Consider the following 14114-nt stretch of genomic DNA (forward strand, 5'->3'; position numbering starts at 1 on the left):
TCTGGCTGAAGAAGTCGGCATCCGCATGGGTTTTGCTGCCGGCAGCGTTCAGCCTGGCGCTGTTTGCCTGGCTACTGTCTCTTCATCCAACCACCGCGGGCCGGGTTTATGCCGCCTATGGCGGCGTCTATGTTTCGACAGCCATGCTGTGGCTATGGGGTGTGGATGGGATTCGCCCGCACCTATGGGATTTTGTTGGCGTGGCCGTCACTCTGGTAGGGATGGGCATTATCATGTTCGCACCGAGATGATTTCGATCCTGTTTACTTTCCCTTTTTTGGAGATTCAGCGTTCAGCAGCAAACTCATTTTTTCCATCAGAATGACTGACGCGTTATTGTTGAACTGCTGTCCTTCCTCAATGTACTCCCAAACGGTAGCATCACTTTTCCAACCTCCTTGCTTTTTAATCAGTTCATAGTCCACGCGTTCCCGAGCCGCCGAGGTAGAGAGGCCGCGACGAAAACTGTGACTGCTCAGTTCGGGGACAAAATCGAACTGACAGGCTTTACCAAGGGTTTTGAGCACATCATTGATTGCCCCAGGATTCAATTGCCTGGCTTGAACCTGATCCCAGCGATTGACCGGCCGAAACAGCGGACCAATCGCTATATCAGCGGTATCCATCCATTGCTTTATTGCTCTGGCTGGACAACAGGTTGGATTCCCTGCAAAAGGCAGGGCTCGCACTAAGCCAGTAGCTTGCTGATCGGTCTTGGAACGGGGCAGCCGAATGATCAAGCCCTCAGGCTCCCACACCAGGTCCGTGACTTGTATTGCGAGCAACTCGCTGCGACGAAACGCCCCGAAGAAGCCCGTTAGCACCAGTGCGATATCCCGATACTTCTTCTTGCTATCTGGTAGTTGCTGGAGATGCTTTACCATCTGTGCGATGTGCTCCAGGCGCAGCGCCTTGGCTTTGCGTTTGGGTTGGCCGTGAGTGCGGCGGATGCCTTCCATCGTTTTGCGCACGAGAGGATCTTTTACTGGATCAGCGACTCCCTGGTAGTAGTGCCATTGGCCGATGGCCGTCAGGTGGAGATCCAGTGTCCGAGGGTTGAGAGATTCAGCTTTGATCAGTAGATAGCGCACGACAGTATCCCTGTCGGTAGGCAGTCGGCCACCCCATTTTTCGAATTGGCGAATGGCCGAGCGATACGCTTTGCGCGTGTTGTCAGAGGTGGCTGCCTGGAGATAGTGACGCAGCGCTTCGGATTCCCGATGGGCAATCTGATATGATCGCTCATTACGTAATGATAAGTCAGTGGTCAATTTGGGTGGTTTGCTGTGCATGAATCGAATTCCTATCGCGGTCGCTCAAAAGGCGGCTATGTACCGGCGTTACAAGTGAAAAAATTATGCCTGATTATCATAACCAACGATAATGGTCATTATCGTTGGTTAGAATTTGAAATTCAATCGTATTTGAAAAACATCAATATAATGTTATTTTACGTGTTACATAATACGTTATTAAATAATCTGAGAGGAATCCACATGGCCCGTGCCGGTGTCACTTACCACGACGTTGCCAAAGCCGCTGAAGCGATCAAAAGTCAGCGCCAAGAACCTACTGTAGACCGGGTGCGTGAACACCTCGGAACCGGCAGCAAAAGCACCATCGCACCACTGCTCAAACGTTGGCGATCAGATAACGGAGAGGCGGCCGATATCGGCGGGCTACCGAACGACTTAATCGAAGTGGTAAAGTCGCTGTATGAGCGGGTACAACAAATGGCCGACCATCGTATCGAGCAGGCCCGTCAGGAATTTGAAGGTTTCAATAACGAGCTTCGTAAAGAGTTGACCGATTCCAAAAACACAATCGCGCAGCTTACTGCTCGACAACAAGATCTTGAAAGCCAGATTGAGCGGCAAAACAAAGAAAAAGGTGAGGAAAAAAAGTTTCTGGAAGGTGCGCGTATCAGCCTGGTTAAAGCCGAGTCCCAACGAGACGAAGCGATTGCGAGGACTACTGAACTGAAGGGAAGCGTTGCTGAACTCAAGCAGGAAAACAAGGATATTCGAGAGCACTTTGAACACTATCAGCAGCGCACAGCGGAAGACCGTCAGCAGGAGCGCGAACAGTTTCGCACTGTTATTCAGGGATTAAAAGATCAGATTCGTGATCTGCAACACCGGCTCACCCAAGCCGAGTCCAAAGCGTCTGAGTTATTTGATGCTAATGCACAGTTACAAAGCAACGCCGGTAAACTTGAACAAGCCAATGCAACGCTAAACAGGGAGCTAAACGGAAAGATAGAAGATATCCAGGGTCTGAAGCGCGAGCTTGAAGACGCCGTGACGAAGTATCGGGATTCCCAGCATAAAAATGAACAAATGGCGGAAAACATGGCAGTGATCACCACCCAAAAAGCAGATGTGAGCAAGGAATTGGCTGTGTCAGCTCAAGTATTGGAGACCACCAAAGCCGAACTAAAAGCCTGCCAGGACAAGATTGCATTTCTGACTGACGAGAACAAGGTAATACTTCAGGAAAAGGCGATGATCCAGGGGCAGTTTAAGCAACTCCAGGGCTCGCTATGATCGTGTTAGAGCCAAACTTGTCAAATTTGTCGGTTCTTCCACAGAACCCCTTGAAGGGTTGGGGGCTTCGTTGTAGCAGACGGGACTGGGATGTCCCGGCTTGAGATAACGCAAGCCCGGATACGATCAAAGCTCTCTAGTGACAGACCTCATCGTTACAAACTCTTCCGCTCCGGTTGGATGAATGCCCAGGGTGGCGTCAAACTGAGATTTAGTTGCGCCAGCCTGCATTGCAATCGCGATTCCCTGTATGATTTCACCTGCTTCATCGCCAACCATGTGGGCGCCGAGAATACGGTCTTCAGAACGTTTAACGACAAGCTTCATGAGTGTGCGCTCAGACGAGCCGCTCAGGGTATGCTTAAGTGCCCGGAACTCAGACGTGTAAACGTCGATATCACCAGGATAGCGCTCCCCTGCTTCCTCTTCAGAAACGCCGACAGTACCGATGTTGGGCTGGCAGAATACCGCCGTAGGAATCAGCTCGTAATTCAGAGTGCGTTTACCTTCTCCGAACTGCTGGTCAACAAAGATCATGCCCTGTTCAAGAGCAACCGGAGTGAGAGCGGGTGTGTCGATCACATCTCCTAAGGCGAAGATGCCGGGTACGCTGGTTTCAAATCGCTCATTGGCGACGATGCTGCCGTTCTTGCGAAGCTCAACACCGGCTTCCTCAAGGCCAAGATTTGACGTCTTTGCCTTGCGCCCAGTTGCCATCATCACCAGGTCGCAACGGAGTATTGAGCCATCAGAGAGGTGGCAGATTTTTTCATCACCATCTTCTTCGATTCTTTCTACATCCGTCTGGGTGCGGATTTTTACGCCAGCCTTGGCGACTTCCTGTGTGACAAAGCGCCTGACCTCATTGTCAAAACCCCGAAGTATCTGGTCACCACGATACAGCAGCTGAGTGTCACAGCCGAGGCCGTTAAAAATACCGGCGAACTCGACGGCGATATAGCCACCCCCAACAACGACAATGCGCTTTGGCAGCGTGTCCATGGCGAAGACGTCGTTTGAATCCATGGCCAGATCGCCGCCCGGAATCTCCGGTTTGAATGGCCAGCCGCCGGTAGCGATCAGAATTCTCTTTGTCTCGAGTATTTTGCCGTTAACTTCGACCTTTCCCGGACCGGCAACCCTACCCCTCCCGCGAATAATTTCAACGCCAGGGCCTTCAAGAATATTTTTATATATCCCGTTTAAGCGATTGACTTCATTATCTTTATTGGATTTTAGTGTCGACCAGTCAAAACCGTTGAAACTGGCATCGACACCGAAGCCGCTCGCGTGCTCAATATGCCCTTTGAATTGACTCGCATAGACAAACAGCTTCTTAGGCACACACCCGACATTGACGCAGGTGCCGCCAAGGAACATATCTTCAATGACCGCGACTTTTGCTCCTGTTGCAGCAGCCATCCGGCTTGCCCGAACGCCTCCAGAACCCGCCCCAATAACCACCAGGTCATATTGTTCAGACATGTTTTGTACCCTTGTTTAAATACCTTGGTTGCTCTTACTTCGAGCGGTTCATTCTGTGTGTTCCTCTCAGTAGTAACTACTGAGAGCGAGACGCCCGAACGGCAGCTGTGTTCTGAAGCATCTACTTAGAAAAGGTTGCACGAATATTTACGCGGCCAGCATCGCCTATCCGATCAATGTTGACCTGTGTCGCTCTGACGCCAAACTGACGTCCGAGTTCTTCCATCCAGGTTATCGCCTCATCAAAAGCTGCACCGTCGACCCAGACACGTAGAGAATCCCCGTCCTGCTCGTATCGGGTCAGTGTCACACCGCTTTTGCGAGCCTGCTGGCTTACGAGGGCAAGAAGTGGCGTGTTCGAAGCCGCTGCACTGGCACCTCGCCCCTGCGCAAACCGCCCCGCATTATCAGCCATGGTATTGTAAAAACTCATTTTGGCATTCAGTGTCGTCGAGAGCTGAGTATTCTGCTGTATGAGGGGCAGCACCAGAATCAGGAATGCCAGGCTAAGAGCAAACAGGATCGCCACGCCTCGAACAATAAGCTGGTCGCGAGGTGTTTGGGTGTGATACCAGTCCTTTGCCTGCTGAATCCGCGGGTCGCTTTCGAATGATGAACGTAATTTGTCGAGTGCTTTCATGCGGCACCTCCCACCTTAACGCGTCCTTTGACAATGTCCTTGTCTGCCTTCGCTGACGAAATTTCAGCCGTTAGCCCGCGTGCCTCGATAGCCGCCTTAAATGCCTGTAGGTCAGACTGCTGCTGTGCATCTATATCGATTAAAAACTCTCCAATCCGCTCAGAGTAACGAATGCTCTGAATGGATATGCTGCCTTTGCTCTGATCCAGGCCTGCCCATGCGGCTGCAACATTACCCATCAAACTATCAAAGCCCGCACTGTCCGTTGCGTCACCATCACTGCGTAATTTTCGTCTGAAGCGCGATTCGTAATTGCTAGTGGACTCTCCCGGGAACCATTGCTTATAAAGTTTCTGACTGCTGTTTGAAACCATATCAATCTGTTCAGCGGTACGGTGGTTGTCGACAATAAGAAAACCACACGCGAATACAGCGAAGATCGCTGCGAAGCTGGCAATGCCTGTCCACCATGGCGCAGGCTTCTTCTCACGTCCGGCGCTGGCTGCCTTACCCTGAAGAAGAGATATCGCGTTCTCTTTGGTTTCTGGCTTGGATGTGCTGACAGAGATGCTGTCAAAGGAATCTGGGTAGCCGCTTGATATGGTGGTCTTGAGCAGATTGCCCTCATCCATAGAGGATGCGCTGATAGTGAGTTCTTCACCCTGGACTTTATCGCTGACGCCCTCAAGTACGGCTGGCAGAGCAGCATCTGGAACCCAGCCTTCGAACACACCCTCGAGACTGACAATCCATCCTGACTTTGAGCGTACGATCTGGCTTCCGGCATATCCTGCGGTTTCAGGATGCAGAGCACTTAAACGCAAATGGTGAATTGCCAGCAATTCGATCAATCGATCGACCAGATCAGATTCCACGACATAGGCTTTATGCTTACCACCCAGGCTACCACCAGGCACGACGGTGTAGTCGCTGACGTCTCTGATCAATACTTCCTCAAGAGCGAAAGGCAGTGCACGATTCAGGTGGCGCCCCTTGACTCCAGGTAATGACACCCAGTGCGTTGCATAGTTGGTCGCAGAAAGCACCAGCGAGACGCTGCTCATCTCCGCCTGCTCTTCCGCCCAGTCTTCAAGGTTACGTGGTGGGTTGCCTGCGGTTTCTGTGATTAGCCAGATACCTTGATCTGCAGCCCACTCAACCCGGTTATTTTTGCTATTCATCGGTCACTCTTACGCGTGCATATCACCAGGCTTCGCGTGCAGCCCGGCGTGAAAAATCTCTTCTGATGGTATCCATCTTACCATCGGCTATATTTCGCCGTATCAAGGCCTCTACAGTACCTATGCGACCGTTAAGATCAATACGTGCGAACATCTCAAAATACTCTGTAGTGACAGAGAAATCAGTTTCAACTAACGGAGTCACCGCATCCTGCCTGCCTGTTCCATCATCAGCTGGCGACTCTGTACGGAGGTTGCTGACCGGAGCGGACCCCAGAAAATCCTGAACACTCCGGTAACCTTCGCCGCCTCGCCCTGCAATGATCTGTTCCGCATCAGTTAACGTCAGGCGACTGTCCAGTGCAGCAAGAACAAAATCAGGCGCTGTATTTACGTTGAGCTGAACCGCTGCAGGCAAACACGTTATATAGGGCTCAAGCTTGGCGTAGACATCCAGATCAACGCCTTCAATAAGCATTAGCTCACTGCTATGGCTACAGGCCTGGTAAGCGGGCCTGTAGCCGGGGTCCATCGACAGGTACTTGCTGTCGACGTTGCTTTCCTGATTCAGCCACTTGGCCCAGTCGCTGGCGATGCTTACCTCGAGACCCAGCAAGCTAAGCAGGTTGCGGAAGCGCTGTTCGTAAACAGTGGCATTGCCCCCCGGCAGAAGACTGTTGAGGTTAAACCGCCCTTGCGCATCCTGTATTCGGATGGTGATCACGCCCGGATCAAGCGGAAACGTCCTTTCAATGTTCCACTCTTCGGCTGCGTGGTCAATTCCGCTATCGGCCTCCCAGTCCATAAACAGGCCAGTGCGCGTTGCCGATTCTGCACCCAGGGCGTACAGGCGCGCCTGTTGTTGGGTAAAAAGAGTCTGAGAGCGTTCAATATCAATCGCCTGCCGCTCTATCATCGAGGTCGCAAGGATGGCGACAACCGAGAATATAAGGAGCACCATCAGCAGTACCATACCGCCCTGACCGGATCGCAGAGTAGGATAACTATTCATGACTGACCGGCCACTGTCGCATTATTTCTCCATACCCGGGCGCCGTGTAGAATACCTTGATCGCAGCGATGCGAGCGTCTTCTACCTCTGTGACCGGGGGCCAGTAGTCGACGGAGTTGAGTTCTGGAATGTCGGTGGTGGACGGTGTCGCCACAACGGCTTCGAACCGAACGTCTTCGATCAGGTCGTAAACGACTTGAGACAGTGGATCTGACACATCGCCGCGGTCGAGGACTTTCCAGTAATAACGAACCAGACACTCGCCCTCAACGTCAGCATCATCCGGATCCAGGCCCTGCTCGTACGCAATTCTCTCCAGTGCGGGTTCGCAGGGCTCAGAAAAAATGTCTTCGCTCCGATAGGCTATGCGTTGCAGAGTGGCTCTCGGGTCTTCTGTCACCGGATTGTTTCTCCAGCCTGCAATCGTCAACTCTATTGGGTAATCACCCGAACCGACCATGAGTGCTGGGATAGTGTCTCCGTACTCGTCGCGTATTGAGCGATTGATGTATTGGCCCAGATCGCGACCCATTACCTGGTTCAGTCGCTGAAGAGCAGCCAGATCATCGGCCTTCTCAATAGATGCTTTATTTACACCTGATATGTTGCTGAGAAGCTGCACAGCTGCAATGCCGACGGTTGCAGATATGGCGACAGCAACCAATACCTCAAGGAGCGTAAAACCGCGGGAATTCATCAGTTCGGCCCCATGATCGTCGACAGAGTAATGACGGGGTTGTCCGGACTGATCTCTGGTGCGACCGCAACATCAATGCGCACCAGTCCGGGGAACTGAGTCTTAGTGACTTCAGTAAAAAGGTGCCATTCCTGGCCTGCCATCTCGACGATATCGTTGGTTTCCCCAGCTTGCGGTGGCACACCCGCAAGGCGTATATCGGTCAGGCGGTTTTCAGCAACGAAAGACGCCAGTGTCATGGTTCGCATGCTCAACAGGTTGTTTACGCGCATGCTTGCTGTATCGGAAATCGTAATCGCAATACCAGCGAAGATGGCGACCGCGACCATAACTTCGAGCAGCGTGAATCCGGATTGACGTGACCCTGAACGATGAAAATCAGACATCCAGACGCTCCATCCGGCGCCTGATGGGGCCGATCCCGTCTCCGATGAGCCGTATTACAAAACTTTCATCATCAGGGTGCGTGAGCTCAACAACGAAAGGAATGTATTCGTCTGAAGACAGAAAGATCAGAGCAGGAATTGCTCCGTTCTCATCGGGCTCTTCTGGCGGATCAAGTTCCTCATCGTTAACCAGAATGCGGATCTCTACTGTTTCAGGAATGCTCATGGATTGAGCCAGAGCGGCATCAATGGGAGCCCATGGATTTTCTGAGAGTCGTGATAGTTCTTCTTCGGTCAGGCCTTCGGCAACACTCTTCAGTCGGAGATCGTAAAACCCCACCAAATTGAACTCGCCAGGAACCCAGGCAACACCGAGATCCAGATTCTGAAAGACAGCTTCTTCTCTGTATCTGTTGAAAGCAACATCCAGCTTCTGGGCAAACTGTTCGGTTTCCTGCTGAGCAGCGCGGTCACTGAAATTAAGGTTCACCATGGAAAGGAGCAGGCCAACAATGACCAGCACCACCATAACCTCAACCAGTGTAAAACCGCGCTGCCTCATGCCAATCAGATATCCAGATTGCTGATGTCTGCAGCATCGCCTTCGCCGCCTTCAGCCTGATCCGAACCCAATGAAATGATTTCGTACTTGCCTTTGTCTTCGAAGTACAGGAATTCGTTATCCCACGCATCGACAGGCATTTTGCCACCTTTCAGGTAGCCGCCATTCTGGTAATTCTTTGGTTCTGGCGATGAGGACGGTTTCTGCACAAGTGCTTCAAGACCCTGCTCTGTGGTTGGGTAACGGAAGTTATGTAGCTTGTACATATCCAGCGCACCTTCAATGAGCTTAATCTGGTTCTTGGTGGTATCCACACGAGCCTGATCAGCCGAGCCGATAATGTTGGTGGCAACCATGGCGAGGATGCCGCCGATGATGGCGATTACGACCATCACCTCAATCAGGGTGAAGCCGCCTTGTTTTTGTTTCTTAGCTAGAGACTGACGCATGAATTAACTCCTATTGCACCATTTGTTGTAATTCGAGAATCGGTAACATGATCGCAGCAACAATGAGCGCCACGACACCACCCATAAATAAAAGCATGATAGGTTCAAAGATCGATACCAGTCCTGAGACTGTGCTCTCCAGGGCCTTTTCCTGCTGTTCTGCGGTACGGGCCAGCATGCTGTCCAGTTCACCACTGCTTTCGCCGCTGGCAATCATGTGCAGCATGATGGGTGAAAAGTATCGTGTTTCCTGAAGCGACTTATGCAAGCTCCCCCCTTCGCTAACGCGAACCGTCGCCTCACTCAGTGAGCGGTTAATAGGGAGATTCAGCACGACGTCACTGGCTATCCGCATGGCTTCAACAAGAGGCAAACCACTGCTGGTAAGAATGGCGAGAGTACTGCCGAAACGCGCGGTGTTTACATCACGCACAAATCGCCCGATGAGGGGGGTTTTCAGAATGAGGTGATGTACTTTGCTTCTGAAATTCTCTTGTCGCATCAGCTGTGCAAACGTAACTAATGCCAGCACCATAGCCGCAGCGAGATAGATGCCGTAGTTGCTGAGAAAATAACTGGCGTCCAGCATGGCTTGCGTCAGACCGGGTAGTTCCTGCCCGTTCTTCACAAAGACTTCGACAATATCGGGAACGACATAGGTAAGCAGGCCAATAACCAATGCGGTGGCTACGAACGTAAGCAGCACTGGATAGATCGCCGCATTGCGGATGTTCTGGGCAGACTCATGTGAGCGCTCGGAATAATCTGCAAGACGAATCAATACGGGCGCAAGATTGCCTGAATGCTCACCGGCACTGACCGTTGAACGGAACAGCAGAGGAAAAGCACGAGGATACTCCTCAAGTGCCTTCGCAAGTGTGTAGCCTTCCAGAACCTTTGCGCGAATGGCCAATACCATGGCTTTGGTTTTCTGGCGTTCGGTCTGATCGGCAAGCGCTTTCAGTGACTCATCAATCGGCAAGCCTGCGCCAATAAGGGTGGCCAACTGTCGGGTAAGCAACGCACGATCCGAAACGGATAACGAGGGCCCTCGATTAAACAGGCTGAAGCCCGTACTGGCCTGCTTCTCTGTTGTGGGTGACACCTCGAGCGGCATCCACCCCTTTTCGCGCAACTGCTGGCGAATCTGGCGCGCACTATCGCCCTCCAGAACGCCCTTCTTCTGGCGACCCTTAACGTCCAGAGCCTGATATTCAAACGCTGCCATGCATTAACCTTTTGCTACCCGCAGAAGTTCTTCAATTGTGGTGTGACCACCCAGAACTTTGCGTATGCCATCCTGGCGAATGCTTGGCCCAAGGCGTCGAGCATGGGCTTCGAGCTCCTGCTCGCCGACCTGGTCGTGAATTCGGGTCTTCATACCTTCATCCACTTCAATGATCTCGTAGATCCCCTGACGACCGCGATAACCGAGTTGATTGCACTTGTCGCAGCCCTTTGCGTGATAAATAACGGGGGCTTCGGATTCCGGTATACCGAGCAGTTCACACTCTGCACTATCCGCTACTGCAGGTACTTTGCAGTCGTCACACAGAACACGAACGAGGCGCTGAGCAATAACGCCGATTACAGAAGATGACAGCAGGAAAGGTTCCACGCCCATGTCCTGTAGTCGGGTGATGGCGCCTACAGCGGTGTTTGTGTGTAGCGTCGACAATACAAGGTGACCGGTAAGAGAAGCCTGAATGGCAATCTCAACGGTTTCCAGGTCACGTATTTCACCAATCATTACGACATCAGGGTCCTGGCGCAGTATCGCACGCAGCCCCTTCGCAAAGGTCATATCGGCCTTCAGGTTTACCTGAGTCTGTCCAATACCCGGAAGACTGTACTCTACCGGATCTTCTACAGTCAGGATGTTGCGACTGGTATCGTTAAGGTCGCTGAGTGCTCCGTACAGCGTCGTGGTCTTACCCGAGCCCGTGGGGCCAGTCACCAGAATAATGCCGTGAGGCTTGCTGATGATGTTACGCATCGTCTGAAGATCACGGGACGACATGCCAAGCTGACCAAGACTCAGTCGTCCTGCCTGCTTATCCAACAGACGCATAACTACACGTTCGCCATGACTTGAAGGCATGGTAGAAACACGAACATCGACTTCCCGTCCGCCAATGCGAAGCGCGATCCGACCGTCCTGAGGGACACGCTTCTCGGCAATATCGAGTTTTGCCATGACTTTGATCCGGGAGACGAGCAAGGCGGCCAGTGCTCTCTTCGGTTGAACCACCTCACGTAATACGCCATCCACACGGAAGCGCACAACAAGGCGTTTTTCGTAGGTTTCGACGTGAATATCTGAGGCGCTTTCTTTGACGGCTTCAGTAAGCAAAGCATTAATCAGGCGCTTGATCGGCGCGTCGCCTTCCTGCTCAAGCAGATCTTCCGTTTCAGGGACCGAGTCTGCAAGGCTGGCGAGGTCCATATCATCACCGAGGCCTTCAACCATCTCCATCGCTTCGGAGGAGTCGCTCTGATAAGCAAGCCCTAGTCTACGATCGAATTCGTCGTCTGGAATTGCTTCAAGGTTGTAAGGACGGCCCAGATGTCGCTGAACTTCCATTAACGCTTGGGGGTTCAACCCCTCCTTGTGAAGTACGTGCAATGTATCGCTGCTGGCGTCGACCAGAACGCCATAACGTTTTGCAAAACTGAAAGGCAGGCGCACTGCCAGGCTACCGCCTGATACAGCCTGACTCTGTTCCGGTTGTGTTTCTTCTGGTACTGCAGTCATGTCTCTAATTATTCTCTGTTACCACGGCCAACGCCGCGGTAAGTAAAGCCAGCTTGTTTCAGTGCGGCAGAATCATATTGATTGCGGCCATCAATAATAACCGGTTGTTTCAGAAGCTTTCCGATCGCATTGAAATCTGGTTGGCGGAACGGTTTCCACTCTGTCATCAGTACCAGCGCATCGGAATCCGTCAGCGCATCGTATTGGTGGCTGCAGAAGGTCACGCCAGCTTGCTCTCCGAGAACCTTATTCGCGGCCTCCATTGCCATGGGATCATACGCCGCGACAGTCGCGCCAGCATCAAGCAGTTGACGAATCAATACAATGGCAGCCGATCCGGACACATCTGCGGTTTCCGGACGGAATGCCAGCCCCCAGACAGCAATCTGTTTACCGCGCAGATCGCCGAGGCAGTCTCTCAGGGCAGATGCGGCCCACTCCTGCTGCATGCTGTTCCGCTGCAGTACGGCATTAAGCAAAACGGGTTGTATGTCTTTGCCGGTCGCTTCATTGATAAGCTCGTTAATATCACCGGGAAGGCAAACCCCGCCGTAGCCTACACCAGGATACAGGTAAGAATAGCCGATCCGTGAATCTGCCCCTATACCACTGCGAACAGCCTCAATATCAGCCCCAAATGACTCAGCGATCGCAGCAATTTCGTTCATCAATGAAATCCTGGTCGCCAGCATCGCACTGGCCGCAAGGCGGGTCAGTTCCGCATCACGGATACTCATGGGTATAACCCGATCCTTTTGACGACTGAACGGTCTCAGGAGCGACACCATGACAGATCGAGCTTCGTAGCTCTCAGTACCAAGAACGATACGGTCAGGCCTCATGAAATCTTCGACCCCCTCACCTTCTTTCAGAAAGACGGGATAGCAGACGATGTTCACCGTGTTTCCTGAAGACTGAACGGCTTCGAGCATTTTCTCTGTTACTCCCAGCGACGTCGGGCTTGAATTTACCAGAATCGTTTCGCTGTTAAGTGCAGCCCCAAACTCAGTAGCAAAGTCTAATGCCTGTACGTCAACAGTGTCGGCGTGCCCCAAAGCAAGGATGCATAGATCACAGTCACTTGCGAGGGAGATGTCATCTGAGAACGAAAGTCGTCGAGCAGAAACGTTACTTTCGAGCATGGCCGGCAAGCCCGGCTCATGGAAACTCAGGTCGTGAACGTTAGTCGGGGGAGTCTGAGAATAATGGGTGATGATATTGCCCATTTCAGCGAGACAGGCGCTAATGACAAATGACTCGTAACCGGAGCCAGCAACGGTGACTTTCAAAGGGACATCCTATGTAATTGCCAGTAAAACACGACCAACTCTCTCCGAGCGGTTGTGTAAAGTACCCTATTACAGATAAATGACAAGAGCATGACAAGACACTTGTTCAGCTGAATATGGCCAAAACGAAAAAGCCCGGCAATAGCCGGGCTTTTTTCTAAGGCTTAATAAACCTTAGAGAGCAGATTCCAGTTCAGGAACCGCGTCGAACAGGTCAGCAACCAGACCGTAGTCTGCAACCTGGAAGATAGGAGCCTCTTCGTCTTTGTTGATAGCAACAATGACTTTAGAGTCCTTCATACCTGCAAGGTGCTGGATAGCACCAGAGATACCGACTGCAACGTACAGATCTGGAGCAACGATTTTACCCGTCTGACCAACCTGCATGTCGTTTGGAACGAAGCCAGCATCAACTGCAGCACGAGATGCACCAACAGCAGCGCCGATCTTGTCTGCAACTTTGTACAGCATTTCGAAGTTGTCGCCATTGCCCATGCCGCGACCACCAGAAATAACCACGCTTGCCGCAGTCAGTTCAGGACGGTCAGACTTGGCCAGTTCTTCGCTTGCGAAAGCAGAAACGCCAGCGTCTTTTGCAATATCAACAGACTCAGTCGCAGCTGAACCACCTTCTGCAGCAGCTGCATCAAATGCAGTGCCACGAACAGTCATCACTTTGATGCTGTCAGAAGACTTAACAGTAGCGATTGCGTTACCAGCGTAGATTGGGCGAACGAATGTATCTTCACCTTCAACACCAATAACTTCAGAGATCATATTGACGTCCAGCAGCGCCGCTGCGCGTGGTAGGAAGTCTTTGCCAGTCGTGGTAGCAGCTGCCAGGATATGGCTGTAGCCTTTGCCAAGCTCAGCAACCAGTTCGCCCATGTTTTCAGCAAGCTGATATTCGTAAGCAGCGTTGTCCGCTACCAGTACTTTTGCAACACCAGCTACTTTTGCAGCAGCTTCTGCAGCCGCACCACAACCGGAGCCTGCAACCAGAACTTCAACATCGCCACCAATTTTGGTAGCAGCAGTGATAGTGTTCAGGGTAGCGCCTTTCAGAGTGGCGTTATCGTGTTCTGCGATTACTAAAATTGCCATTACACCAA

At 52.0% G+C, this 14114-nt stretch carries 15 protein-coding genes; 2 read left to right on the forward strand and 13 right to left on the reverse strand.

Going from position 1 to position 14114, the window contains the following annotated elements; genetic code table 11:
• Positions 1-251: YnfA family protein (locus tag AC5E51_RS14345; protein WP_303955721.1), on the forward strand; the 251-nt coding region annotated here is incomplete at its 5' end.
• 12 nt (positions 252-263) lie between these two features.
• Here AC5E51_RS14345 and AC5E51_RS14350 read toward each other — a convergent pair.
• Entirely contained in the window at positions 264-1292 is a 1029-nt protein-coding gene (locus tag AC5E51_RS14350) for a site-specific integrase (protein WP_035458165.1), read from the reverse strand.
• On the opposite strand from AC5E51_RS14350, the gene AC5E51_RS14355 reads away from it, so the two are divergent.
• Positions 1287-2546 (forward strand): DNA-binding protein, encoded by a 1260-nt coding sequence (locus AC5E51_RS14355; protein ID WP_245820078.1) that lies wholly within the window; start codon positions 1287-1289, stop codon positions 2544-2546. The two genes, AC5E51_RS14350 and AC5E51_RS14355, sit on opposite strands and share 6 nt — an antisense overlap.
• Positions 2547-2672: 126 nt before the next feature.
• Here AC5E51_RS14355 and gorA read toward each other — a convergent pair whose 3' ends face one another.
• The 12 genes from gorA to AC5E51_RS14415 form a co-directional block, all read right to left on the reverse strand.
• Complete coding sequence (gene gorA / locus AC5E51_RS14360; RefSeq protein ID WP_491778751.1) at positions 2673-4031, reverse strand: glutathione-disulfide reductase; 1359 nt, start codon at positions 4029-4031, stop codon at positions 2673-2675.
• Positions 4032-4152: 121 nt separating this feature from the next.
• Positions 4153-4671, reverse strand: a complete 519-nt coding sequence (locus tag AC5E51_RS14365) for a type II secretion system protein M (protein WP_297533560.1) — start codon at positions 4669-4671, stop codon at positions 4153-4155.
• Positions 4668-5852, reverse strand: a complete 1185-nt coding sequence (gene gspL, locus AC5E51_RS14370; RefSeq protein ID WP_297533558.1) for a type II secretion system protein GspL — start codon at positions 5850-5852, stop codon at positions 4668-4670. The genes AC5E51_RS14365 and gspL overlap by 4 nt, the downstream gene beginning before the upstream one ends.
• A 22-nt stretch (positions 5853-5874) precedes the next feature.
• Complete coding sequence (gene gspK, locus AC5E51_RS14375; protein WP_297533556.1) at positions 5875-6864, reverse strand: type II secretion system minor pseudopilin GspK; 990 nt, start codon at positions 6862-6864, stop codon at positions 5875-5877.
• Entirely contained in the window at positions 6857-7561 is a 705-nt protein-coding gene (gene gspJ, locus AC5E51_RS14380; RefSeq protein ID WP_297533555.1) for a type II secretion system minor pseudopilin GspJ, read from the reverse strand. The genes gspK and gspJ overlap by 8 nt, the downstream gene beginning before the upstream one ends.
• Positions 7561-7947: a type II secretion system minor pseudopilin GspI gene (gene gspI / locus AC5E51_RS14385; protein WP_297533554.1), complete on the reverse strand. Its 387-nt coding sequence runs from the start codon at positions 7945-7947 to the stop codon at positions 7561-7563. The genes gspJ and gspI overlap by 1 nt, the downstream gene beginning before the upstream one ends.
• The gene (gene gspH, locus AC5E51_RS14390) at positions 7940-8509 is read right to left on the reverse strand and encodes a type II secretion system minor pseudopilin GspH (protein WP_068438698.1); all 570 of its coding nucleotides are present in this window, start codon (positions 8507-8509) and stop codon (positions 7940-7942) included. Before gspH ends, gspI begins: the two co-directional genes overlap by 8 nt.
• Positions 8510-8514: 5 nt before the next feature.
• Positions 8515-8958, reverse strand: a complete 444-nt coding sequence (gene gspG / locus AC5E51_RS14395; RefSeq protein ID WP_068438701.1) for a type II secretion system major pseudopilin GspG — start codon at positions 8956-8958, stop codon at positions 8515-8517.
• Positions 8959-8968: 10 nt separating this feature from the next.
• Complete coding sequence (gene gspF / locus AC5E51_RS14400; protein WP_297533553.1) at positions 8969-10186, reverse strand: type II secretion system inner membrane protein GspF; 1218 nt, start codon at positions 10184-10186, stop codon at positions 8969-8971.
• A gap of 3 nt (positions 10187-10189) precedes the next feature.
• Positions 10190-11713 (reverse strand): type II secretion system ATPase GspE, encoded by a 1524-nt coding sequence (gene gspE, locus AC5E51_RS14405; RefSeq protein ID WP_297533552.1) that lies wholly within the window; start codon positions 11711-11713, stop codon positions 10190-10192.
• An 8-nt stretch (positions 11714-11721) separates the two neighbouring features.
• Positions 11722-13002 (reverse strand): UDP-glucose dehydrogenase family protein, encoded by a 1281-nt coding sequence (locus AC5E51_RS14410; RefSeq protein WP_491778752.1) that lies wholly within the window; start codon positions 13000-13002, stop codon positions 11722-11724.
• Between the two features lie 174 nt (positions 13003-13176).
• Positions 13177-14106, reverse strand: a complete 930-nt coding sequence (locus AC5E51_RS14415; RefSeq protein ID WP_491778753.1) for an FAD-binding protein — start codon at positions 14104-14106, stop codon at positions 13177-13179.
• Positions 14107-14114 lie beyond the last annotated feature (8 nt).

Source organism: Thalassolituus sp. (assembly GCF_984348125.1).

Coding starts and splice junctions, on each gene's coding strand:
- gspF (WP_297533553.1), bottom strand. CDS start 10,186: ATGGCAGCGTTTGAATATCAGGCTCTGGACGTTAAGGGTCGCCAGAAG.
- gspJ (WP_297533555.1), bottom strand. CDS start 7,561: ATGAATTCCCGCGGTTTTACGCTCCTTGAGGTATTGGTTGCTGTCGCC.
- gspE (WP_297533552.1), bottom strand. CDS start 11,713: ATGACTGCAGTACCAGAAGAAACACAACCGGAACAGAGTCAGGCTGTA.
- AC5E51_RS14415 (WP_491778753.1), bottom strand. CDS start 14,106: ATGGCAATTTTAGTAATCGCAGAACACGATAACGCCACTCTGAAAGGC.
- gspK (WP_297533556.1), bottom strand. CDS start 6,864: ATGAATAGTTATCCTACTCTGCGATCCGGTCAGGGCGGTATGGTACTG.
- AC5E51_RS14350 (WP_035458165.1), bottom strand. CDS start 1,292: ATGCACAGCAAACCACCCAAATTGACCACTGACTTATCATTACGTAAT.
- gspG (WP_068438701.1), bottom strand. CDS start 8,958: ATGCGTCAGTCTCTAGCTAAGAAACAAAAACAAGGCGGCTTCACCCTG.
- gspH (WP_068438698.1), bottom strand. CDS start 8,509: ATGAGGCAGCGCGGTTTTACACTGGTTGAGGTTATGGTGGTGCTGGTC.
- gorA (WP_491778751.1), bottom strand. CDS start 4,031: ATGTCTGAACAATATGACCTGGTGGTTATTGGGGCGGGTTCTGGAGGC.
- gspI (WP_297533554.1), bottom strand. CDS start 7,947: ATGTCTGATTTTCATCGTTCAGGGTCACGTCAATCCGGATTCACGCTG.
- gspL (WP_297533558.1), bottom strand. CDS start 5,852: ATGAATAGCAAAAATAACCGGGTTGAGTGGGCTGCAGATCAAGGTATC.
- AC5E51_RS14365 (WP_297533560.1), bottom strand. CDS start 4,671: ATGAAAGCACTCGACAAATTACGTTCATCATTCGAAAGCGACCCGCGG.